At 67.2% G+C, this 21,363-nt stretch carries 20 protein-coding genes and 1 tRNA gene; 18 read left to right on the top strand and 3 right to left on the bottom strand.

Annotated features, from left to right (window positions below; all coding sequences use genetic code 11):
- Positions 1–124: 124 nt before the first annotated feature.
- The 5 genes from PAM7066_RS00665 to PAM7066_RS00645 all read left to right on the top strand — a co-directional run bounded on the left by PAM7066_RS00665 (position 125) and on the right by PAM7066_RS00645 (position 5,557).
- Positions 125–1,258 (top strand): metallophosphoesterase family protein, encoded by a 1,134-nt coding sequence (locus tag PAM7066_RS00665; protein ID WP_085852200.1) that lies wholly within the window; start codon positions 125–127, stop codon positions 1,256–1,258.
- Positions 1,255–3,855: an AAA family ATPase gene (locus PAM7066_RS18795; RefSeq protein WP_085852199.1), complete on the top strand. Its 2,601-nt coding sequence runs from the start codon at positions 1,255–1,257 to the stop codon at positions 3,853–3,855. The genes PAM7066_RS00665 and PAM7066_RS18795 overlap by 4 nt, the downstream gene beginning before the upstream one ends.
- A complete protein-coding gene (locus tag PAM7066_RS00655) occupies positions 3,852–4,895 on the top strand; it encodes an ion channel (protein WP_085852198.1) in 1,044 nt (347 codons plus the stop codon). The genes PAM7066_RS18795 and PAM7066_RS00655 overlap by 4 nt, the downstream gene beginning before the upstream one ends.
- A 53-nt stretch (positions 4,896–4,948) precedes the next feature.
- Positions 4,949–5,034, top strand: a tRNA-Leu gene (locus tag PAM7066_RS00650).
- A gap of 94 nt (positions 5,035–5,128) precedes the next feature.
- Positions 5,129–5,557 carry a hypothetical protein gene (locus PAM7066_RS00645; protein WP_085852197.1) on the top strand — a complete coding sequence of 143 codons (429 nt, stop codon included), beginning with the start codon at positions 5,129–5,131 and terminating at the stop codon, positions 5,555–5,557.
- On the opposite strand, the gene PAM7066_RS00640 is transcribed toward PAM7066_RS00645, so the two are convergent.
- Together PAM7066_RS00640 and PAM7066_RS00635 are read right to left on the bottom strand one after the other, a co-directional pair.
- Entirely contained in the window at positions 5,547–6,158 is a 612-nt protein-coding gene (locus PAM7066_RS00640) for a nucleotidyltransferase family protein (RefSeq protein WP_085852196.1), read from the bottom strand. The two genes, PAM7066_RS00645 and PAM7066_RS00640, sit on opposite strands and share 11 nt — an antisense overlap.
- Before the next feature lie 222 nt (positions 6,159–6,380).
- Entirely contained in the window at positions 6,381–7,388 is a 1,008-nt protein-coding gene (locus PAM7066_RS00635) for a GlxA family transcriptional regulator (protein ID WP_085852195.1), read from the bottom strand.
- A gap of 128 nt (positions 7,389–7,516) precedes the next feature.
- Here PAM7066_RS00635 and PAM7066_RS00630 point away from each other — a divergent pair, with 128 nt between their 5' ends.
- Positions 7,517–8,893, top strand: a complete 1,377-nt coding sequence (locus PAM7066_RS00630; protein WP_085852194.1) for a class II 3-deoxy-7-phosphoheptulonate synthase — start codon at positions 7,517–7,519, stop codon at positions 8,891–8,893.
- An 11-nt stretch (positions 8,894–8,904) separates the two neighbouring features.
- Here the strand turns inward: PAM7066_RS00630 and PAM7066_RS00625 are convergent, their stop codons facing one another.
- Positions 8,905–9,549 carry a PAS domain-containing protein gene (locus tag PAM7066_RS00625; protein ID WP_085852193.1) on the bottom strand — a complete coding sequence of 215 codons (645 nt, stop codon included), beginning with the start codon at positions 9,547–9,549 and terminating at the stop codon, positions 8,905–8,907.
- A 133-nt stretch (positions 9,550–9,682) separates the two neighbouring features.
- Here PAM7066_RS00625 and PAM7066_RS00620 point away from each other — a divergent pair, with 133 nt between their 5' ends.
- The 12 genes from PAM7066_RS00620 to PAM7066_RS00565 all read left to right on the top strand — a co-directional run bounded on the left by PAM7066_RS00620 (position 9,683) and on the right by PAM7066_RS00565 (position 21,314).
- Entirely contained in the window at positions 9,683–10,564 is an 882-nt protein-coding gene (locus PAM7066_RS00620; RefSeq protein WP_085852192.1) for a YicC/YloC family endoribonuclease, read from the top strand.
- A gap of 4 nt (positions 10,565–10,568) precedes the next feature.
- Complete coding sequence (gene gmk / locus PAM7066_RS00615; protein WP_085852191.1) at positions 10,569–11,213, top strand: guanylate kinase; 645 nt, start codon at positions 10,569–10,571, stop codon at positions 11,211–11,213.
- Positions 11,210–11,731 carry a gamma carbonic anhydrase family protein gene (locus PAM7066_RS00610; RefSeq protein WP_085852190.1) on the top strand — a complete coding sequence of 174 codons (522 nt, stop codon included), beginning with the start codon at positions 11,210–11,212 and terminating at the stop codon, positions 11,729–11,731. The genes gmk and PAM7066_RS00610 overlap by 4 nt, the downstream gene beginning before the upstream one ends.
- Complete coding sequence (locus PAM7066_RS00605; RefSeq protein WP_085852189.1) at positions 11,728–12,900, top strand: trans-sulfuration enzyme family protein; 1,173 nt, start codon at positions 11,728–11,730, stop codon at positions 12,898–12,900. The genes PAM7066_RS00610 and PAM7066_RS00605 overlap by 4 nt, the downstream gene beginning before the upstream one ends.
- Positions 12,901–12,904: 4 nt before the next feature.
- Positions 12,905–13,930, top strand: a complete 1,026-nt coding sequence (locus tag PAM7066_RS00600; RefSeq protein ID WP_085852188.1) for a sensor histidine kinase — start codon at positions 12,905–12,907, stop codon at positions 13,928–13,930.
- 126 nt (positions 13,931–14,056) lie between these two features.
- Positions 14,057–15,103, top strand: coding sequence for a PstS family phosphate ABC transporter substrate-binding protein (locus PAM7066_RS00595; RefSeq protein ID WP_085852187.1), 1,047 nt, complete (start codon positions 14,057–14,059; stop codon positions 15,101–15,103).
- Between the two features lie 77 nt (positions 15,104–15,180).
- Positions 15,181–16,638: a phosphate ABC transporter permease subunit PstC gene (pstC, locus tag PAM7066_RS00590; protein ID WP_085852186.1), complete on the top strand. Its 1,458-nt coding sequence runs from the start codon at positions 15,181–15,183 to the stop codon at positions 16,636–16,638.
- A complete protein-coding gene (gene pstA, locus PAM7066_RS00585) occupies positions 16,638–17,975 on the top strand; it encodes a phosphate ABC transporter permease PstA (protein ID WP_085852185.1) in 1,338 nt (445 codons plus the stop codon). Before pstC ends, pstA begins: the two co-directional genes overlap by 1 nt.
- Before the next feature lie 47 nt (positions 17,976–18,022).
- The gene (gene pstB / locus PAM7066_RS00580) at positions 18,023–18,784 is read left to right on the top strand and encodes a phosphate ABC transporter ATP-binding protein PstB (protein ID WP_217639903.1); all 762 of its coding nucleotides are present in this window, start codon (positions 18,023–18,025) and stop codon (positions 18,782–18,784) included.
- Between the two features lie 10 nt (positions 18,785–18,794).
- On the top strand, positions 18,795–19,511 hold the full coding sequence (gene phoU / locus PAM7066_RS00575) for a phosphate signaling complex protein PhoU (RefSeq protein ID WP_085852183.1): 717 nt from the start codon (positions 18,795–18,797) through the stop codon (positions 19,509–19,511).
- On the top strand, positions 19,511–20,197 hold the full coding sequence (gene phoB / locus PAM7066_RS00570; protein WP_085852182.1) for a phosphate regulon transcriptional regulator PhoB: 687 nt from the start codon (positions 19,511–19,513) through the stop codon (positions 20,195–20,197). Before phoU ends, phoB begins: the two co-directional genes overlap by 1 nt.
- A 34-nt stretch (positions 20,198–20,231) precedes the next feature.
- On the top strand, positions 20,232–21,314 hold the full coding sequence (locus tag PAM7066_RS00565; RefSeq protein WP_175484532.1) for an AI-2E family transporter: 1,083 nt from the start codon (positions 20,232–20,234) through the stop codon (positions 21,312–21,314).
- Positions 21,315–21,363: the final 49 nt, after the last annotated feature.

Here is a 21,363-nt window from a genome sequence, read left to right as displayed (position 1 = left end):
ACGGCCCGGCGCGACCGGGTCGTTCCTCGCGCGGTGCGGTTTACAACCGCGCCGCCGTGGTGTGTTCTGCCGCGCGACCCCCAGATGCGGCAGCCCACATGACCAATCAATACTTCCCGCGCACATGACGGGCTTCCGCTTCATCCACGCGTCGGACCTGCATCTTGGCCGCCGGTTCGCGAACATTCCCGAGCCGCTCGACGGCAACGTGCGCGGCCGGTTGATGGAGGCCCGCCACGGCGCGATCGCCCGCCTCGCGGCCGCCGCCACGGCACAGGGCGCGGCCGACATCCTGTTGGCGGGGGACACGTTCGACACCGCCACGCCGTCGCCCACGGTCATCCGCCAGACCCTTGCTGCCATGGCCGAGGCCGGCGCAATCCGGTGGTGGCTGCTGCCGGGCAACCACGACAACCTGCGCGATGCCGAGCCGCTCTGGGACGCGATCCGTCGCGAGGGGCCGGCGAATGTGCACGCGGTGACGGAGACGGCGCCTGTCGCGGTCGCGCCGGGCGTGGCGCTGCTGCCCTGTCCGGTGGAATGGCGCTCGGCCGGGCGCGATCCGACGACGGCCATGGTCGAGATGCCGAGCCCCGAAGGCGCCCTGCGGATCGGCCTCGCACATGGCGGTGTCGCCGATTTCGGCGAGGATGGCGCCGCGATCGCCCCGGACCGCGACCGTAGCGCGGGGCTCGATTTCCTGGCGCTCGGCGATTGGCACGGGCGGATGCAGGTCGGTCCGCGCGTCCACTACAGCGGCACTCCCGAGCAGGATCGCTTCAAGCACGATCGCCGTGGCGTCTGCCTTGCGGTTGAACTCGCCGGGCCCGGTGTCATACCGCAGGTTGAAGAGGTGGAAACGGGCGCCTTCCTGTGGACCGAGCGCGAGGTGACGCTGGCCCCCCGGCAGGACGCGGAAGAGGCGCTTGCGGCGGTGCTGCCGGACGGTGCGCGACGCGATACGCTTCTCCGGATTCGTGCCGCCGGCTGGACGGGGCTTGCGGAACGCACGCGTCTTCAGGAGGCCGCTGATCGCTTCGGCCCGGAATTCGCCCATTTCGAGCTGCGGTCAGACGCGCTCGGCACCCAGTATGATGCCGGCGACCTGGATGAGATCGACCGCGGCGGCGCCCTGCGTCTCGCCGCGGACATGTTGATGGCCGAGGCGGGCGACACCGCCCGCTCCGAGCCTGACCGCACCGTCGCGACCGATGCCCTGGCCCGGCTCTATGCCTACACGCGCGAGGCGCCGCGATGAGGTTCCGCGCGATTGCCCTCGAGAACGTGCGCCGTTTCGCCGGCCGCTCGGCGGTCGACGGGATCGGCGATGGCCTGAACGTGCTGGCCGAACCGAACGAGCACGGCAAGTCCACGCTGTTCGACGCGGTGCAGGCGCTGTTCTTCAAACCGCACGGATCGAAGGACAAGGAGGTCCGCGCCCTCCAACCCCATGCCGGCGGTGCCCCCGAGGTCACGATCGAGATCGAGACCGACGAAGGCCGCTTCGTGCTGTGGAAGCGGTGGCTGTCCAAGCCCGCGGCGACCGTGTCGCAGGACGGCAGGCTGGTGGCGCAGGCCGACGCGGCCGAAGCGTGGATCGCGCAGATCCTGGGGGGCGAGGATGGCGGGCCGTCGGGGCTGTTGTGGGTGCGTCAGGGGATGACCGCGCTTGGCGGCGGCAGCCCCAAGGAAGAGAAGGCGGCGCTGGAGCGGCGGCGCGACCTGATGTCCACGGTCGGCCACGAGGTCGAGGCGATGACCGGCGGTCGGCGGATGGACCTCGCGCTGGCCCGGTGCCGCGAAGAGCTCGACGTGCTTGCCACCAAAACGCTGCGGCCGCGCGGGCCGTGGAAGGCGGCGCAGGATCGGGTCGAAGCCCTGGAGGTCGAGCGCGACGCCCTGGCGGCGACGTCGGACGCGCTTCACGAGGCGCTTCAGGAACGGCGCCGGGTTCGCCGCGCACTGGCCGAGATCGAGGACCCGGACGCCACGACGGGCCGGGCCGACCGGCTGACGCAGGCGACGGCCGCCCATGCCGCCGCCCTCCGCCACGCCGAGGATGTCGAGGCCGCCTCCCGCAGGGTCGAGGCCGGGCGCATCTCGGTGACCCGCGCGCAGGAACGGCTCGAGGCGCTGCGAACCGCGCTGTCCGAGCAGACGGCGGCCCGGGAGGCCGTCGATGCCGCCTTGGCCGAGGCCGAACGCGCGGCGGCCGAACGGGACGCTGCGCAGGGTGCGCTCGACGCCGCCGAAGAGGCTCTTGGCGTGGCGCAGAAGGCCCGTGAGGCGGCCGAGGCAAGCCGGCGTCTGGCCGAGCGGCAGCGCGCGGCCCGGGACGGGGTGGCGCGGCGGCGCGAGTTGGCGCAGCGGATCGCCGAGGCCGAAGCCGCGCGGCGCACCGTGGAAGAGGCCGCCGCGATGGCGGGGCAGGGGCCGGACGCCGCGACGATGCGGCGGCTCGAGACGCTGGCTGCCGAACGCGCCGCCGCGGTCGCGGCCCGGGCGGCCAGCGCACCCCAGGTGGTGATGCGCCACGCCCCCGATCGCGCGGGGAGCGTCCGCATGGACGGGGCGCCGCTCGTCGAGGGGCAGGCAGTGGCCATCCCCGGCCGCGTGCGGCTTGAGATTGACGGAATCGGTACTCTCGATGTTTTTCCCGGGTCGGGCGGGCCAGGTGGGGATGCCGTCGAGGCTGCCGAACGTGCTCTCGAGAAGGCTCTTGCCGCCGTGGGTGCAGCGGATCTGGCGGCGGCACGGGTGGCGGCGGACATGCGTGCCGATGCCGAGCGCCGCCGGCGTGAGGCCAAGGCGGTGCTGGACAGCCTGGCGCCGGACGGGCTCGACCCGTTGCGCGCCATGCTTGCGGCAATCCCGGAGATGACCGAGGACGCCGACGCGCTTCTCGACCCGGCCGCCGCCGAGACGGCGGTGGAGGCCGCCGAGGATGCCCGTGTCGCCGCGCAATCGGTGCGGGATGCCGGGGCGGGGCGACTGTCGGACGCGCGGATGATCGCGGCCCGCGCGGAAGCGGCGGCATCGGGGGCCGAGGACCGGCTGGACCGTGCGGAGCAGGCCGTCGCGCGGGTGGGCGACGAAGATGAGGCGACGCTCGCCGCGCAATTCGACCGCGCGCGTGAGGCGTTGGATGCGGCGGTGGCCGTTCACACGGAAAAGGCGCGCACGGCCCCCGACCTGGCCGGAGCCGAGGCCGCCCTGGCGCGCGCCCGCGCCGTCGACCGCGAAGCCCGCGAAACCATTGGACGCCTCAAGCCCGAGCTTGCCCGTCTGGACGAGCGCATCTCGCGCGGGGCGGGCGACGCGGTCGAGGAACGGCTGACCGAAGCCGAGGAACGCGTGACCGCCGCGCGCGCCGATCTTCAGCGGATCGAGCACGAGGTGGCGGTGCTGAAGCGGCTGGAAGGGGCGCTGGACGCCGCGAAGGCGGAGGCGCGCGAGCGCTATTTTGCGCCGGTCGCGGCCGAGCTGCGTCCGCTTCTGGCGCTGCTCTGGCCCGAGGCCGAGCTCCGCTGGGAGCAGGAGACGCTGCTGCCCACGACCCTGTGCCGCGGCGGTGTGGAAGAGCCGATCTCGATCCTGTCGGGCGGCACACAGGAACAGGTGGCGCTGTTGGTCCGGCTGGCCTTCGCGCGGATGCTGGCCAAGGCGGGTCGCCACGCGCCGGTGATCCTGGACGACGCGCTCGTCTTCACCGACGACGACCGGATCGAGCGGATGTTCGACGCGCTGCACCGGCAGGCAGGTGATCTGCAGATCCTCGTCCTGTCGTGCCGACAGAGGGCGTTCCGCGACCTGGGCGGGCGGACGCTGCGCCTGACGCCGGCAGACCCGGCATGACCGTCTTCCCCACCTTCGCCATGCAACTGGCGCGACGCTTGGCCCGGCACGCCTCGAACGCCAGCTGGCGGTTCGCGGCGCTCGTCACGGTGCTGCACGCCGCAAGCGTGGCGGCAGGTCTATGGATCCTGGACGAGAGGGCCTTGGTGTCCTCGGTCATTCAGTTCTTCTATTTCTACACGGTCACCGGCTCGTCGGTAGGATACGGGGATTTCTCGCCCAGCAGCCCGGCCGGGAAGCTATTCACCGCGCTCTGGGTCATCCCCGGCGCGATCTCGATCTTTGCCTTCGTCATCGGCAAGATCGTCGGCGACATCAGCATGAGGATGCGAGCGGTCATGAACGGAATGGGGCAATTCACCGACAAGACGGGGCATCTCGTCATCATCGGCTGGGTGCAGGGGCAGACCGACCGGCTGATCGAGGAAACCGCGCGCCTGCACGGCTCGCGGGACATCGTCGTCGTATCGACTCACGACCTGGCGAGCGTGAAGGCCGAATGGGACTGGGTGCGGGCGAGCTCTCTGGCCAATCGTGCCGACCTGGAACGTGCGGGGATCGACGGGGCGGCCTTCGTCGTCGTCCTGGCCGAAAGCGACGACGAGAGCCTGACCGCCTGCCTGGCGATCGGGGCCCTGGCGCCGCGGGCCCATTGCGTGGCGTATTTCGGTGATCCGTCGCCGGCCAACCTTGTCGAACGGCATTGCCCGATGATCGAGACGGTCACCTCGACCACGATCGAGCACGTCGCACGGTCGCTCTCGGATCCCGGGGCGAGCGACCTGTTGCGACGGCTGGTCTCGACCCGGACTGGCGCGACGCTGCATTCGACGCGGATCAAGGGGCCTGCCCGGATCGAGGCCGGCCGCGCGATGACGCTGCTTCTCGAGCATCACGGCGCCACGCTGATCGGCTTTCGCCCGGCCGAGGGGGGGGACCCGGTCCTGTCGCTGGCGCCCGGGACCGAACTGAGGGCCGGACAGACGATCTACTACATCTCGGTCGATCGTCTGGCGGATGAGATCTCGTTCGAGGGCTGAGCGGTGCGCCTTGTCCTTCCCGCCGAAACGCCGGTAGGAAGGCGCGGCCGGCCGCGGGCGTGATGGAACGGTAGACATAGGGGACTTAAACTCCCCAGGGGGAAACCCCGTGCGGGTTCGAATCCCGCCGCCCGCACCAGTCCGTTATTCGTCCCGCCGGCACCGACCGGGGTGGACCTTGCCGCGCGGGCGGTGCAGCTTGGCGACGATCGAAACGCACGGAGACCGCGCCCATGACGACCACCCCCTGGCATTTCTGGATCATCGTGGTGATCGGGGTGCTGTGGCACCTCGTGGGCGTGTTCGACTACACCGCCTTTCAACTCGACTGGACGCCTTACACGCAGTTGGCGACGGGGCGGCAGATCCAGTTTACCGAGAACATGCCCGACTGGGTGGACGCCGCCTGGGCGATCTCGACCTGGGTCGGCCTTCTCGGGATGGTCCTGCTGGGCGTGGGCTTCCGCCTGTCGCCGCTGATCCTGTCGATCTCGATGTTCGCAACGGTGCTGATCGCGCTTTGGCTGAGCCTGTTCGCCGAGCCGACGGTGTTCGGCCTTGCCGGTTGGTGGGGCCTGCTGGGGATCTGGCTGACCGCGCTGCTGACGGTGCTGTTCTGGCTCTATGCGCGGGACATGCACAAGGAAGGGATCATCGACTGATCCCTGTTCGGGTGCGCCAGCGGCCCCAGGCCTCTGGCGTATCGAGATCGGTGATCGCGCGGCGGCCGGGCAGGGCGACGAGCCGCACCTTGCGGTCGCGCAGCAGTGCCTTCGCGCCGACATCTCCCGAAAGGTGACCCATGCGCGCCACGTCGGCCGGCGGGAAAAGCACCGGCTGCCCCGGCGTGCCGTCTTCGGCCGTGGCGCGCACGGGCCGCGTGCCGTCGTAGATGGCAATAAGCGCGGCGAAGTCGGAGGTCTCGATCTCGGGCATGTCGGCGAAGGCGATCATCAGCGGCGTCGTGATGGACGACAGGGCGCGGAACGAGGCCGACATGCCCTCGGACGCGTCGGGAACCTCGACCAACGAGAGGGGAAGGTCAGCGACGGCATCCCGCCGGGCCTGCGCGTGCGGGGGGAGGGTCACGACGACGCTCCAGTTCGTTGCGATCGCGCGCTGAGCCATGGTCCGCAAGAGGGGGACGCCGTGGATCGGCTCGAGGCATTTATCCCCGCCACACATGCGTTTCGCGCCCCCGGCGGCGAGTATGGCGATCACGCCGTGGCCCGTATGGCTATCACTAAAATTTTCGGGAACCATATCATCGGAACCGTGTTGCGAGGATGACGATAGCATTTGAAACGCCAGGCCAGCATGTAAGGTTCACGTGAACCAAACGTCCCTGCTCCCCGTGGGTGTCCGATTTGTCCCGATCGGCGTCTTGGTCAGGTCCGCGTCGTCGCATCAGCAGCCCGGGTTTGTCCCTAGCCCGGGCTGCGTTCTTTTGTCCCACCCATAGCCAAACGCAGCTGGCCGCGGAAATCAAGGCTCGCCGTGGGATCCCCGCTCTCGGTAGGGGGTCGTGTGGTAATGGGCACGGTAGCATTTCGAGAAATGCGAGGGCGAGGTGAAGCCGCAGGCAAGGGCGACGTTGATGACGCTCATGTCGGTCTGCATCAGCAGGTTTCGCGCGCGGCTGAGGCGCAGTTCCATGTAGTAGCGCTTGGGACTGCGGTTCAGGTAGCGGCGGAACAGCCGCTCGAGCTGCCGTGTGGAAAGATCGACCTCGCGTGCCAGCGTCGCGGGGCTGATCGGCTCTTCGATATGCTGCTCCATCCGCTGGATCACCTCGGACAGCTTGGGATGCCGCACGCCGATGCGGGTGGGCGTCGACAGGCGCTGCTGGTCCTGATCGGTGCGGATCGCGGAATAGATCAGCTGATCCGCCACCGCGTTTGCCAGATCCTCGCCGTGGTCCCGGGCGATCAGGCGGATCATCAGGTCGATCGAGGATGTGCCGCCGGCCGTGGTGAGGCGGTTGCCGTCGATGGAAAAGACGCGCTTCGTCAGTTCGACCTCGTCCCAGGCTTCGGCGAAACCGTCCGCGTTCTCCCAGTGGATCGTGGCGCGCTTGTCCTCGAGCAGCCCCGCCTTGGCGAGCGTATGGGCGCCGGTGCAAAGGCCGCCGATCACCGCGCCGCGCCGCGCCTCGCGCCGCAGCCAGTTCAGCACGCGCTTGGTCGAGGCCTGATCCACGTCGAGACCCCCGCAAACCAGGATCGTCGCTTCGCGTGGGGGCTCCCCCAGGTCGTCGTCGATCGGAAACCCGACACCGGCCGAGCACGTCTTCGTTCCGCCGCCTTCCCCCGTCAGCGACCAGGTATAATGGCAGCGCCCGGACAGGCGGTTGGCGATGCGCAGGCATTCCACTGCGCCGGCGAAACTCAGGAGGCTGAAGCGGTCGAGCAGGAGGAACGTGTAGTGCCTCGCCGCCCCCTCGATCGGGGCCGGCCGGCCGGCCTTTCCGCTGCGGTCGGTCGTCGGGTTCATCCATCGACCGAAGCACCATTTCGCGGGCCTGCGCAAGAGGCGGCGCGAAAGGGAAGACACGGGTTTGCAACAAGGCCGGCTGCGGGTATAGAACGAACCCAGTCTTTTGGCCGTGGGGAGCATGGGCGATGCCGACATCCGCTATTTCGAGCTGGCGCGATCGCGAACGGATCCAGATGCCCGTCTATACCGACCCGACCGCGCTCCGGGCGGTCGAGGCGCGGCTGCGGCAGCTTCCTCCGCTGGTCTTCGCCGACGAGGCCCGTCGCCTGCGCACCGAGCTGGCCGCCGTGAGCCGGGGCGAGGCGTTCCTGCTTCAGGGCGGCGATTGCGCCGAGAGCTTCGACCAGTTCGGCGCGGACCAGGTGCGCGACTTCTTCAAGGTCATGCTGCAGATGGCAATGGTCCTGACCTACGGCGCCAAGGTGCCGGTGGTGAAGGTCGGCCGCATCGCCGGACAGTTCGCCAAGCCGCGCTCGGCCCCGACCGAGAAGGTCGGCGAGGTCGAGCTTCCCAGCTACCGCGGCGACATCATCAACGGGTTCGACTTCACCGAAGCCGCCCGCGTGCCCGATCCCGAGCGGATGCTGCAGGCCTACACCCAGTCCGCCGCGACGCTGAACATGCTGCGCGGGATGGCAAAGGGCGGCTTTGCCGACGTGAACAAGGTTCACCAGTGGACGCTGGACTTCACTGCCGAGGACAAGGCCGAAGCTTACCGCGACATCGCGAACGCGCTGCAGGACACGCTCGATTTCATCCGTGCCGCAGGGCTCAGCCCCCGCAAGGCCGAGGAACTGGCGACAGTGGACTTCTACTCGAGCCACGAGGCGCTTCTGCTGGAGTATGAAGAGGGGCTGACCCGGACCGACCCGATGACGGGCGAGCTGGTCGCGGGATCGGGCCACCTGATCTGGATCGGTGACCGCACCCGCCAACCCGACGGCGCGCATGTCGATTTCTGCCGCCAGGTCATCAACCCCATCGGCCTGAAATGCGGTCCCACCACGTCGAGCGAGGACCTGAAGGTCCTGATCGACACGCTGATGAACGGCAAGCTGGACGATGCCGGGCGCTTGATGCTCATCACCCGCTTCGGCGCCGACAAGGTCGAAGAACATCTGCCGCGCCTGATCGACACGGTCGAAGAGATGGGCGCCAAGGTCGTCTGGACCTGCGACCCGATGCACGGCAACACGATCAAGTCCGCCACTGGTTACAAGACCCGCCCGTTCGAGAACGTGCTGGGCGAGGTGCAAGAGTTCTTCCGCGTGCATGGCGAGAAGGGCACCACGCCCGGCGGCGTCCATTTCGAGATGACGGGACAGGACGTGACCGAATGCACCGGCGGCCTGCGCGCGCTGACCGACGAGGACCTGTCGGATCGCTACCACACGGCCTGCGACCCGCGCCTCAACGCCTCGCAGGCGCTGGAGCTTGCCTTCCTCGTGAACCAGCTGATGCGCGCGCCGCGCAGTGCGGCCGCGCAGGTGGCGTCGGCCTGATCGGCCGGCGCTCAGTCCGTTATGACGTGGAAGGAAGCCCGGCGGCGCGCGACGTCGCGGGCTCGGTCGATGGCCTCGAAATCGGGCAGATCGGGCTCGTCCATCGGCGGGCGCGTTGCCCGGGTAGAGACGGTTTCGCGCTTCTCGCCCGAAATCTCGAACCGGATCGGCGATGTGGTACGCCGTTCCGGCATCTCCACGTAGCCGATGGCGCGGGTGATCCGGTCCTCGCGGTCGCGGAGCGGAAGCAGCATCATCGAGCCTGTCAGCCGCTTGCGGAACGTCGTGCGCGGGCCTGAGAGGCCCAACTCGATCCGGGCGGGGTCGTCGAAAAGCGCCTCGATCGACTCGCCGAGCCACTCGCGCGACGCGGGCGTGATCAGGCTCGAGATCGGCATGCCGCGGGACTCGATCCCGAAGCCCTGGCCGACCGCCTGTCCTGCCAGCCGAATCCGCGCCTGGCGCGGGGCGATCCGCTCGAGCACCACGATGCGCGACAGGCACGGGGCGATGCGCGCCGGGTCGATATCGTCGCGACGGGGCACGTCCGAGCCGCCGCCGATCTCGCGCCAATAGGTCAGAAGTCCGTCACGATCCCGTTCCGCGCGTCCCACGCGCCGATCCTTGAGGTCGATGATCGTATCGCTGCTGTTCATGCTGCCATCTTCCTGTTTTCATTTCGGGCGATCCGCCGGTTCGGGTCTTGAACTCGGAGCGTCCGCCTTTGAGTAAGAAGATAGCATGGCAGTTATCGAAAATCTGCTGCAAATTAGTTCGAAGGTTAACGGAATGACAGGATCTATGACGGGCTTCGCCAGTGCGACGGGCGCCGCTCCCGGCTGGAGTTGGGCGTGGGAACTGCGCGCGGTGAACGGCAAGGGGCTCGACCTGCGCCTGCGCGTTCCGGACTGGATTACAGGTCTCGACGCCGGGTTGCGGGCCCGTCTGCAGGCGGCGCTGTCACGGGGCAGCGTAAGCCTGTCGCTTCGCCTCACCCGCGACGGCGCGGGCGAGGGAGTCGACCCGCTGGCGATCGAGCGCGCGCTGGCCCAACTGGCGGCGGTCGAGCAGGTGGCCGCGCGGCAGGGCCGGCAGCTCGCCGCGTTGACGGCGGCGGACGTCCTGGCGCTGCGGGTCGGTACGGAGCCGCTGTCTGGAGAGGATGAGACGGCGCTGGCCGAGGCGCTTCTGGCGCAGTTCGACGCCGAGATCCTGCCCGCGTTCCTCGAATCGCGCGCGATCGAAGGGCAGGCGCTGGACCCGATCCTGATGCAGCGGCTGGACGAGATCGCCGACCTCGTCTCGCGCGCCGCCGCGGCTGCGGCCGCCCGACAGGAGGCGCAGGGCGACCAGCTTCGCGCGGCAATTGCCCGCCTGACGGCGGAGGTTCAGGTGGACGAGGCGCGTCTGGCGCAGGAACTCGCGCTGCTGGCGATGAAGCAGGACATCACCGAAGAGCTCGACCGGCTGCGGGCCCATGTCGAGGCCGGCAAGGCGCTGGTGCGGGGGAAGGGGCCGAAGGGGCGCAAGCTCGACTTCCTGATGCAGGAGTTCAATCGCGAGGCGAACACGCTCTGTTCCAAGTCGCAGGATGCGGCCCTCACGGCGGTCGGGCTTGACCTCAAAACCGTGATAGATCAACTCCGCGAGCAGGTTCAGAACGTGGAGTGACCCCTTGCCCCAGACCCGGCGCGGCCTGTTGATCATCCTCTCGTCGCCCTCGGGCGCCGGCAAGTCCACCCTCGCGAAACGGCTCATGGCGTGGGATCCCAGCCTGTCGTTCTCGGTCTCGGCCACGACGCGCCCGCCGCGCGAGGGCGAGGTGGAGGGGCAAGACTACGTCTTTGTCAGCGATGCCGACTTCAAGCGCGCCGTGACAGAGGGCGAGATGCTGGAACACGCCCATGTCTTCGGCAATTTCTACGGCTCGCCGAAGGGCCCGGTTTCGGAGGCGATCGCCGAGGGGCGCGACGTGCTGTTCGACATCGACTGGCAGGGCGCGCAGCAGATCGAGAACTCGGACCTGGGGCTCAATACGCTGTCGATCTTCCTTTTGCCGCCCTCGATCCCCGAACTGCGCCGCCGGTTGGAAACGCGGGCCAAGGACACGTCCGAGACCATCGCAAAGCGCATGGAAAAGAGCTGGGACGAGATCAGCCACTGGGGCGGCTATGACTTCGTTCTGGTGAACGACGATCTCGACGAGACCGAGGCGCGTCTGAAAACCATCATCACGGCGCAACGGCTGCGTCGGACGCAGCAGCCGGGGCTGAACGACCATGTCCGCAAGCTGCAACAGGAATTCGAGGAGCTGGTATGATCTACGATCTGGGCGGCAACACCCCGATGTTGGAGAACGGCGTCTGGGTCGCCCCCGATGCCAACGTCATCGGCAAGATCATCCTTCGCGCCAAGGCATCCATCTGGTTCGGCGCGACCCTGCGCGGCGACAACGAAGAGATCGTCGTGGGCGAGGGCTCGAACATCCAGGAGAACTGCGTCCTGCATACGGATATGGGCTTTCCGCTGACCATCGGGCAGGACTGCACCATCGGCCACAAGGCGATGCTGCATGGCTGCACCATCGGCGACGAAAGCCTGATCGGCATGTGCGCGACGGTGCTGAACGGCGCAAAGATCGGCAAGAACTGCTTGATCGGGGCAGGGGCCCTGGTGACGGAAGGAAAGGAAATCCCGGATGGCAGCCTTGTCCTCGGTGCGCCCGGGAAGGTGGTTCGCCAGCTTGACGCGCAGGCGATCCAGATGCTGAAGGCCTCGGCGCTGCACTACCAGGAGAACGCCGCGCGCTTCGCCTCGACCCTGACGCCGCTGACATGAGCACCGTCGTCCGCCGCATGCCCTGGCCCGAGGGCACCGCCCGCGCGCTCGGTACGCCGTTGCAACCGTCGGTCGTCTATGGCGCCGAAAGCCCCGACGCGCTCGACGCGATCTACGAGGGGCGCGAGGCCGGCTTCACCTATGCCCGCGAGGCGCATCCCAATGCCGAGGTGCTGGCGCGCAAGATCGACGCTCTCGAAGGGCTGACAGGCGGGCTGGTCGTCGGTTCGGGAATGGCCGCCGTCACATGCGCGCTGATGGGGCTGTTGAAAACCGGCGATCACGTGGTGGGGGCGGATCGCCTCTATGGCCGATCGCTGCGTATGATGGCCGACGACCTGCCTCGCTTCGGCATTGCAACGACCCTGGCCGACGTCACCGATGCCGACGCGGTCCGCGCCGCGATCCGGCCCGAGACGCGGATGATCCTGGTCGAGACGGTGTCGAATCCGGGGCTGAGGGTCGCCGACCTCGACGCGATTGCCGAGATCGCGAAGGGGCAGGGGGCGCTTCTGGTGGTGGACAACACCTTCACCACGCCGCGCTCCATCCGGCCTGCGGAACACGGCGCAGATATCGTCCTGCATTCGGTCACCAAGCTGCTGGCCGGTCACGCCGACGTGACACTGGGCTACATCGCGGCCACCGACCCGGAGCTAACGGCGCGGATGCGGGTTTTCGCGACGACGCTCGGCCTGACGCCCAGCCCGTTCGATTGCTGGCTGGCCGAGCGCGGCCTCTACAGTTTCGAGCTGCGATATGATCGGGCCGAGGCGACCGCCGCGCTGCTGGCGGAACGGCTCGACGGGCTGCCGGGGGTGCGTCGGGTGCTCTATCCGGGCCGGCCGGACCATCCCGATCATGCGCGCGCGAGTGACCTCTTGCAGGGGCGCTTCGGCAACATGGTCACGTTCGAGATCGACGGCGGGCGCCCCGCGGCCAACCGCCTGGTGCGGGCGGCGGAACAGATCGCCTTCGCCCCGACGCTTGGCGACGTGGCGACGACGATCAGCCACCCCGCGACATCCTCGCACCGGGCGCTGACGCCAGAACGGCGCGAGGCCCTCGGACTGGGCGAGGGCGTGTTCCGCGTCTCCGTCGGGATCGAGCCGGCGGAGATGCTCTGCGACGAGTTCGAGGCAGCCGTTCGCGCCGCGGCGCGGGAGTAGGGCCATGGCGATGCCGCTGGCGACAGACCTGATCCGGGCCCTCCACAATCCAGTGGTCCTGATCGGGCCGTCGCAGCGGATCGACGCCGCGAATGCGGCCGCCGACATGCTGCTCGGGCCCGGCACGCTCGGGCGGCACTACGCGGTGGCTATCCGGCAGCCGTCGATCATCGAGGCCATCGAAGCCGTCCAGCGCGGCGCGGAAAGCGCCCACGCGCGCTACCTCGCGCGGCGCGACGGGCGCGACACGACGTGGAAGGCGCAGGTCAGGATGCTGGGCGACGCGATCCTCGTGACGTTCGAGGATTTCTCGGCCACGGAAGAGGTCGACCAGATGCGGCGCGACTTCGTGGCCAATGTCAGCCACGAGCTCAAGACGCCCCTGACCGCCATGATCGGCTTCATCGAAACGCTGCGCGGTCCCGCCCGCGACGACGCCGCCGCGCGCGAGCGGTTCCTGTCCACCATGGACCGCGAGGCGCAGCGGATGCACCGGCTGGTCGAGGATCTGCTCTCGCTCAGCCGGGTCGAGGCGTCGGAGCGGATGCGCCCGCGCGGTACCGCGGACGTGGCGCTGGTCCTCGCATCCGTCCTGACCATGCTGTCGGGCAAGGCCGAGGCGACGGGCGTGACGGTCATCTTCGATCGGCCGGCCGACCCGGTGCTGATCAATGGCGACGCCGATCAGCTCCGGCAGGTATTCTCGAACCTCGTGGAAAACGCGATCAAGTATGGCGCCAAGCGGGTCGAGCTGCGTCTCGCCGAGCGCGAGCAGATCGTCGAGCTGCGCCGCCCGGGCGTGGTCGTGGACGTCATCGACGACGGCCCCGGCATCGATTCGATGCACTTGCCGCGCCTGACGGAGCGGTTCTATCGCGTCGATACCCACCGCTCGCGCGAGGTGGGCGGGACCGGGCTGGGGTTGGCGATCGTGAAGCACGTCGTCTCGCGCCACCGGGGCAGGCTGCGCATCGCGTCGAGCGAAGGCGAGGGCAGCGTCTTCACCGTGTGCCTGCCGCGGGAACCTTGACCCAAGGTCAAGACCTTTGTCATGAAGCCGTTACATTCACGTTACATACACGTCAACGATCGGGCGTAGGGAGCGCTCAAGGCCGCCACGTGGGCGGTCGAATCGAAGAACACACAGGAGTCCCCAATGTCCTTCGTCAAAACCACCGCGTCCGTGGCAATCCTTGCCGCTGCCGCCACCGCCGCTTCGGCCCAGGGCCGCGAGCAGGTTCAGGTGGCCGGCTCTTCGACCGTTCTTCCTTACGCCAACATCGTGGCGGAAGCCTTCGGCGAATCCTACGATTTTCCCACCCCCGTCATCCAGTCGGGCGGATCCTCTGCCGGTCTGAAGCAGTTCTGTGAAGGCGTCGGCGAGAACACAATCGACATCGCCAACGCCTCGCGCCCCATCCGCGACACCGAGATCGAGGCCTGCGCCGCCAACGGCGTGAACGACATCATCGAAGTGCGCATTGGCTATGACGGCATCGTCTTCGCCAGCCAGCAGGGTGGTCCCGAGTTCACCGCGTTCGAGCCGGCCCAGTGGTACCAGGCCATGGCCGCCGAGCTGCCGCAGGACGGCGAGATGGTGGCGAACCCGAACACCAACTGGACCGATGTCGACAGCTCGCTGCCCGACGTCGAGATCCTCGCCTTCATCCCCGGCACCAAGCACGGCACCCGTGAAGTGTTCGAAGAAAAGGTGATCCTGCAGGGCTGCGAAGACTCCGGTGCCATGCAGTCGATGATGGACATGGGCATGGATGAGGATGCCACGGAAGAGGCCTGCATGGCCGTCCGCAACGATGGCGCCGCCGTGGACATCGACGGCGACTACACCGAGACCCTCGCCCGCATCGAGTCGAACCCCAACGGCGTCGGCGTGTTCGGCCTGTCGTTCTACGAGAACAACACCGACGTGCTCAACGTCGCCACGATGGGCGGCGTGGAGCCCTCGACCGAGACGATCTCGTCGGGCGAATACCCGGTGTCGCGTCCGCTGTACTTCTACGTCAAGAAGGCCCACATCGGAGTCATCCCCGGCCTGAAGGAGTTCGCCGCGTTCTTCGTGAACGATCAGGTTGCCGGCCAGGGTGGCCCGCTTGCCGATTACGGCCTCGTCCCCGATCCCGAGCTGGCGCAGACCCAGCAGAAGATCGAGAACGAGACGACCATGTCGCAGGAAGCCTCCTGAGTCCTCTGAACTGAAACGGGGTGGCCTGCCGCAGGGCGGGCCACCTCTGCTTTTCCACCCAACAAATCGGGCCAGCCATGCCGGTGTTCTGGATCATCATTGCCTTGCTGGGACTCGCCGCAGTGGGCTTCCTCCTGGGGCGCCGCAACGCGCTTTCGTCGGTCGAGGGCAATCCCACGCTGCTGCACTCGCGCCCGAACTACTACGGCGCCGGTGTCGCTCTTTCTGCGCTCATCCCGGCGCTATTTGTGCTGGCCGTTTGGCTCTTCGTGCAGCCACTGCTGATCGATACGCGCGTGTCGGGTGCAATACCGGCGGACGCGATCCCCGAGGGATCGACCCTCGGCCTTGTCATGAACGACGTGCAACGGCTCGCCTCCGGGCTCGAGCAGTTGCAGGAGATGGGCCGGATCACGGGCCGGGAGATCACGGACCTGACGACAGACGGCGATATTCGGGCTCGCCTGGGCGAGATCGGCTTCGCGCTGGGGTCCGACGTGCGCCCCGAAGTCCTCGATGCGGCACGCCAGTTCCGCACCCTCGAGTCGACCGGCCGGCTGTTCATGACGATCGTGGCTCTCGTGGCCGCCGTCGCGGGATTCGCCATCAACCTGTCGCGCGTCCACCGCGACAAGAGGGCGCGCAACCAGGTCGAGGGGGTCATCAAGGCCCTGCTCCTCGCCTCTGCGTGCATCGCGATCCTGACGACCGTCGGCATCGTGCTGTCGATGCTCTTCGAGTCGATCAACTTCTTCCGCCAATACCCGATTACCGACTTCTTCTTCGGCACGCAGTGGGCCCCGAACTTCCGCGGCAACTCCGACCTCGGGATCATCCCGCTGCTCTGGGGCACGATGTACATCTCGCTCATCGCGCTGCTGGTCGCCGTGCCCATCGGCTTGTTCTCGGCGATTTACCTGTCGGAATATGCCAGCCGCCGGTTCCGCGCGATCGCCAAGCCCCTGATCGAGGTGCTGGCCGGCATCCCGACCATCGTCTATGGCCTTTTCGCGCTGCTGGTCGTCGGTCCAATGCTGCGCGACTACTTCGCGCAGCCGATGGGCCTCGGCAACTCGGGGTCATCCGTCATGACGGCGGGATTGGTGATGGGCATCATGCTGATCCCCTTCGTCTCGTCGCTGTCGGACGACATCATCTCGGCGGTTCCGCAGACGATGCGCGACGGCTCGCTTGGCCTCGGCGCCACGAAGGCCGAGACCATTCGCCAGGTCGTCATCCCGGCCGCGCTACCGGGGATCGTCGGGGCGATCCTGCTGGCCGCATCGCGCGCCATCGGCGAGACCATGATCGTAGTGCTCGGGGCAGGGGCCGCGGCACGGCTGTCGCTCAACCCGTTCGAGGCCATGACCACCGTCACCGTCAAGATCGTCAGCCAGTTGACCGGCGACACCAACTTCGCATCGCCCGAGACGCTGGTCGCCTTCGCGCTTGGCCTGACGCTTTTCGTCATCACCCTCGGGCTCAACGTCATCGCGCTCGTCGTCGTGCGCCGCTACCGGGAGCAGTATGAGTAATGGTCGACATTCCTGACAGCCGCGGCACCTCGACCTCGTCGATCCTGACGGCGGACAAGCGGACGAAAAAGCGCAACGCCGCCGAAAAGCGGTTCCGGTTTTACGGGCTCGCCGCGATCTGCATCGGCCTGAGCGCATTGGTGATGCTGCTTGCCTCGATCCTGTATCAGGGCATCCCGGCCTTCACCCAGACCAAGGTGACGCTCGAGGTGCCGCTGTCTGCGGACGTGCTCGACCCCGAAGGCAATCGCGACCCCGAGGACATCGCCAAGGTCATCACGTTCGGCTACGCCGGACTGATCGAAGAAGCGGTAGAGAACGCCATCGAGGAATACGGCATCGAGATCGAGGGCCTGGACGATCCGGCTGCCATCGTCTCGAAGCAGGCCTCGGCGCAGGTGCGCAACTGGGTGCTGAAAAACCCCGAGGCGGTCGGTGGCACGCAGCAGTTCAGCTTCTACACCACCAGCCGCATCGACCAGTATTACAAGGGCAAAGTCACCATGGCTTCGGCCGAGCTCGACAGCCAGATCAGCATCGAGCAGATCCAGCTTGCCGAGGCGCTGGAAGAGGCCGGCGCGCTCGAGCGTGGGTTCAACTGGGACTTCATCTTCGCCCCCGACGCCTCCGATCAGCGCCCTGAGGCCGCGGGCCTCGGAGTCGCGATCATCGGCTCGGCCTACATGATGCTGATCGTGCTGTGCCTCGCTCTGCCGATCGGCGTCGCCGCCTCGATCTACCTGGAAGAGTTCGCGCCCACGAACAGGCTCACCGACATCATCGAGGTCAACATCTCGAACCTCGCGGCGGTGCCTTCGATCGTGTTCGGTATCCTCGGCCTTGCGATCTTCATCAACTTCGCCGGGCTGCCGCAATCGGCGCCCATCGTCGGCGGCCTTGTGCTGACGCTGATGACGCTGCCAACCATCATCATCTCGACCCGCGCCGCGTTGAAGTCGGTTCCGCCGTCGATCCGCGATGCCGCCCTTGGCGTCGGGGCCTCGAAGATGCAGTCGGTCTTCCACCACGTCCTGCCGCTGGCAGGGCCGGGCATTCTGACGGGCACCATCATCGGTCTTGCTCAAGCCCTTGGCGAAACAGCGCCGCTGCTGCTGATCGGGATGGTGGCCTTCGTCACTGAATACCCCGACGCGCCCCCCGACGGCTTCTTCGACCCGGCGACGGCGCTGCCGGTGCAGGTCTTCAACTGGACACAGCGTGCCGATCCGGCCTTTGCCGAACGCGCATCGGGTGCCATCATCGTGCTGCTTGTGTTCCTCGCGATCATGAACATCACGGCCATCTTGCTGCGCCGCCGGTTCGAGCGTCGTTGGTAATGGAGGGAACAATGAAAGATACCCGCCACGAACAAAGAGATACGACCATGAACGACGTGAAGATCTCTGCGAGCGGCGTTCAGGTCTATTACGGCGACAACCACGCCATCAAGGACGTGGATGTCGAGATCAAGGACAAGACCGTCACCGCATTCATCGGGCCGTCGGGCTGCGGCAAGTCGACCTTCCTGCGCTGTCTGAACCGGATGAACGACACGATCGACGTGGCCCGCATCGAGGGCGACATCCGTATCGATGGCGAGGATATCTACGATCCCAATGTCGATCCGGTGCAGCTCCGGGCCAAGGTCGGCATGGTCTTCCAGAAGCCGAACCCGTTCCCCAAGTCGATCTACGACAACGTCGCCTACGGCCCGAAGATTCACGGGTTGGCGCGCAACAAGGCCGAACTGGACGAAATCGTCGAGAAGTCGCTGCGCCGCGCCGCTATCTGGAACGAGGTGAAGGACCGGCTTCAGGCTGCCGGCACCGGGCTTTCGGGCGGCCAGCAGCAGCGTCTGTGCATCGCGCGGGCCGTCGCGACCAACCCCGAAGTCCTGCTGATGGACGAACCGTGCTCGGCGCTCGACCCGATCGCGACCAGCCAGGTCGAGGAACTGATCGACGAACTGCGCACGAACTACTCGGTGGTCATCGTGACCCACTCGATGCAGCAGGCCGCGCGGGTCAGCCAGAAGACGGCGTTCTTCCACCTGGGCAACCTCGTCGAATACGGCGACACCGACCAGATCTTCACCAATCCGCGGGACAAGCGGACGGAAAGCTACATTACCGGCCGGATCGGCTGAGGAGGCACAGATGAGCGACGGACAACACATTCAGTCGTCCTTCGACCGAGACCTGGAAGCGCTCCAGGCCATGGTCATGAAGATGGGAGGCCTCGTCGAGGCGGCCATCACCGACGGTGCACGCTCTCTCGAGACTCGCGACGAAGAGCTCGCACAGCAGGTGCGTGACAACGACGAGCGGATCGACAGGCTGGAATTGCAGATCAACGAAGAGGCCGCGCGCGTCGTGGCCCTGCGGGCGCCGCTCGCCGGCGACATGCGGCTGGTCCTGTCGGTCATCAAGATCGCCACGAACCTGGAACGCATCGGCGACTACGCCAAGAACCTGGCCAAGCGCACCGGCCTTCTGCTGGACCTTCCGACGATCGACGGCGCACCGCGCTCGCTGCGCCGCATGGCCGGAGAGGTCGAGCGGATGCTGCACGACGTGCTCGACGCCTATATCCAGCGCGACGCCGATCTGGCCCGCGAGGTTCGGATGCGCGACGCGGACGTGGACCAGATGTACACCGCCATCTTCCGCGAGTTCCTGACCTTCATGATGGAGGATCCCCGGAACATCACCGCCTGCATGCACCTGCATTTCATCGCCAAGAACATCGAGCGGATGGGCGACCACGCCACCTCGATCGCGGACCAGGTGATCTACACCATCGAAGGAACGATGCCCGCCGAGGATCGGCCGAAAGGCGACCGAACTTCGACGGAGATCCTCGGGAGCTCCTGATGGGAAATCGACCTCATGTGCTGATCGTCGAGGACGAGGCATCCCAGCGCGAGATCCTGGCCTACAACCTCGAGGCCGAGGGGTTCGATGTCAGCCGCGCCGAAAGCGGTGACGACGCGCTCACGGTGTTCGAAGAGGTCGCACCGGACATCGTCGTGCTCGACTGGATGCTGCCGGGTGTCTCGGGGATCGAGATCTGCCGCCAGCTCAAGCGCCGCGATGTGGGGCAGGGGGTCCCGATCATCATGCTGTCGGCGCGGACCGAGGAATCCGACCGTGTCCGCGGCCTGGAAACCGGGGCCGATGATTACGTCACCAAGCCATACTCGATCGCCGAGCTGATGGCCCGCGTCCGCGCGCAACTGCGCCGCACCCGTCCTGTCACCGTCGGCGAAGTGCTCGAGTTCGACGGCATCAAGCTGGACCCGGAGACGCATCGCGTCACCCGCGAGGGCGAAGAGCTGCGCCTCGGTCCGACGGAGTTCCGCCTGCTGTCGACGCTGATGGAGAAGCCAGGCCGCGTCTGGTCGCGCGAACAGCTTCTGGACCGGGTCTGGGGCCGCGACATCTACGTGGACAGCCGCACGGTGGATGTCCATGTTGGTCGGCTGCGCAAGGCCCTGGGGGTTCCGCGTATGCCCGATCCGATCCGTACCGTGCGAGGCGCCGGATACGCACTTGGCTGACGGAACATCGCGTGACCGTGAACGTTCTCGCGCCATGGATTCCGATCAGGCCAATCGCCTCCGCGTCGCCGCGCATATCGCGCTTGTCCTCGCCGGCGCCGTCGCGATCTGCTGGGGCCTCTATGTGGCCCAGAGCGTTTTCGCGCCCACCGTGCTCGCCTTCGTCTTCGGGGTGGTGTTGTCTCCGTTGTCGGATTTCTGGGAACGGCTGGGTCTGAAGCGCGGGCTCTCGGCGCTTCTCAGCCTCGTGCTGACGCTGTTGTTCATCGTGTTGATCGCCGGGCTGGCATTGCCCGTGGCGGACCGGTTGATCACGGCATGGCCTACGATCCTGGAAGAGACGCGCTCGTTCATCTTTCAGCTTCAAATCATGCTGCAAGGCCTTGAATCCGCAGGAGAAGAGGTTCGCCAGGCAATGACTGGACCCGGCGAGGATGGCGAGGATTCCCAGGGCGGCGGTTTTGGGATTCCAACAACGGCGGACGCGCTGTTCCTGGCGCCGTCGGTCCTTGGACAGACGATCACCTTTGCCGGCGTGTTGTTCTTCTTCCTGCTGACCCGCAACGAGATCTACGCCTGGATCGCGCAGCACGTCGCACCGGCCGATCTCGAGACCCAGACCGCGCACCGCCTGAAACAGGCCGAGCGCGAGGTGGCGCGTTACTTCCTCACGATCACGGTCGTCAACGCCGGCTTCGGAATCTGCACGGCAATTGCGATGCTGCTTCTTGGCGTGCCGTCACCGTTGCTTTGGGGCGTCGCGGTTTTCGTGCTGAACTTCATCCTGTATCTGGGACCGGCAATCGTTTTCGCAGGCCTGTTCCTGACCGGCCTGATCGCATTCGACGGAGGCTACTCCTTCGTGCCCGCTCTGGTATTCCTCGGCCTGAACCTGATCGAAGCGCAGTTCGTGACACCGTCCGCCATTGGGCGGACCATGCAGGTCAATCCGCTGCTGATCTTCTTCGCGCTGGTGTTCTTCCTGTGGCTCTGGGGGCCGCTTGGCGGCTTCGTCGCGATCCCGATCCTCCTGTGGGCCCTGTCGCTGACGAAGGAACTATCCGCTACGCGCAAGGAGGTACGTGACGCCGTTCGGGTCGCGACTAACGAACTGTAAAACATGTCTGTACCAACCGTACGCATGCTTTACATAATCATGATTACGG

Source organism: Palleronia marisminoris (assembly GCF_900172315.1).
Taxonomy (GTDB): Bacteria; Pseudomonadota; Alphaproteobacteria; order Rhodobacterales; family Rhodobacteraceae; genus Palleronia; species Palleronia marisminoris.
This window is presented reverse-complemented; position numbering and strand designations above follow the sequence as displayed.

Bases quoted from the DNA above. Each gene is read 5' to 3' on its own strand.
- PAM7066_RS00595 (WP_085852187.1), top strand. From the start codon at position 14,057: ATGTCCTTCGTCAAAACCACCGCGTCCGTGGCAATCCTTGCCGCTGCC.
- pstA (WP_085852185.1), top strand. From the start codon at position 16,638: ATGGTCGACATTCCTGACAGCCGCGGCACCTCGACCTCGTCGATCCTG.
- PAM7066_RS00565 (WP_175484532.1), top strand. From the start codon at position 20,232: ATGGATTCCGATCAGGCCAATCGCCTCCGCGTCGCCGCGCATATCGCG.
- PAM7066_RS00625 (WP_085852193.1), bottom strand. From the start codon at position 9,549: ATGAACAGCAGCGATACGATCATCGACCTCAAGGATCGGCGCGTGGGA.
- PAM7066_RS00635 (WP_085852195.1), bottom strand. From the start codon at position 7,388: ATGAACCCGACGACCGACCGCAGCGGAAAGGCCGGCCGGCCGGCCCCG.
- pstB (WP_217639903.1), top strand. From the start codon at position 18,023: ATGAACGACGTGAAGATCTCTGCGAGCGGCGTTCAGGTCTATTACGGC.
- PAM7066_RS00640 (WP_085852196.1), bottom strand. From the start codon at position 6,158: ATGGTTCCCGAAAATTTTAGTGATAGCCATACGGGCCACGGCGTGATC.
- PAM7066_RS00630 (WP_085852194.1), top strand. From the start codon at position 7,517: ATGCCGACATCCGCTATTTCGAGCTGGCGCGATCGCGAACGGATCCAG.
- PAM7066_RS00605 (WP_085852189.1), top strand. From the start codon at position 11,728: ATGAGCACCGTCGTCCGCCGCATGCCCTGGCCCGAGGGCACCGCCCGC.
- PAM7066_RS00665 (WP_085852200.1), top strand. From the start codon at position 125: ATGACGGGCTTCCGCTTCATCCACGCGTCGGACCTGCATCTTGGCCGC.
- PAM7066_RS00655 (WP_085852198.1), top strand. From the start codon at position 3,852: ATGACCGTCTTCCCCACCTTCGCCATGCAACTGGCGCGACGCTTGGCC.
- pstC (WP_085852186.1), top strand. From the start codon at position 15,181: ATGCCGGTGTTCTGGATCATCATTGCCTTGCTGGGACTCGCCGCAGTG.
- PAM7066_RS00620 (WP_085852192.1), top strand. From the start codon at position 9,683: ATGACAGGATCTATGACGGGCTTCGCCAGTGCGACGGGCGCCGCTCCC.
- phoB (WP_085852182.1), top strand. From the start codon at position 19,511: ATGGGAAATCGACCTCATGTGCTGATCGTCGAGGACGAGGCATCCCAG.
- PAM7066_RS00610 (WP_085852190.1), top strand. From the start codon at position 11,210: ATGATCTACGATCTGGGCGGCAACACCCCGATGTTGGAGAACGGCGTC.
- PAM7066_RS00600 (WP_085852188.1), top strand. From the start codon at position 12,905: ATGGCGATGCCGCTGGCGACAGACCTGATCCGGGCCCTCCACAATCCA.
- PAM7066_RS18795 (WP_085852199.1), top strand. From the start codon at position 1,255: ATGAGGTTCCGCGCGATTGCCCTCGAGAACGTGCGCCGTTTCGCCGGC.
- phoU (WP_085852183.1), top strand. From the start codon at position 18,795: ATGAGCGACGGACAACACATTCAGTCGTCCTTCGACCGAGACCTGGAA.
- PAM7066_RS00645 (WP_085852197.1), top strand. From the start codon at position 5,129: ATGACGACCACCCCCTGGCATTTCTGGATCATCGTGGTGATCGGGGTG.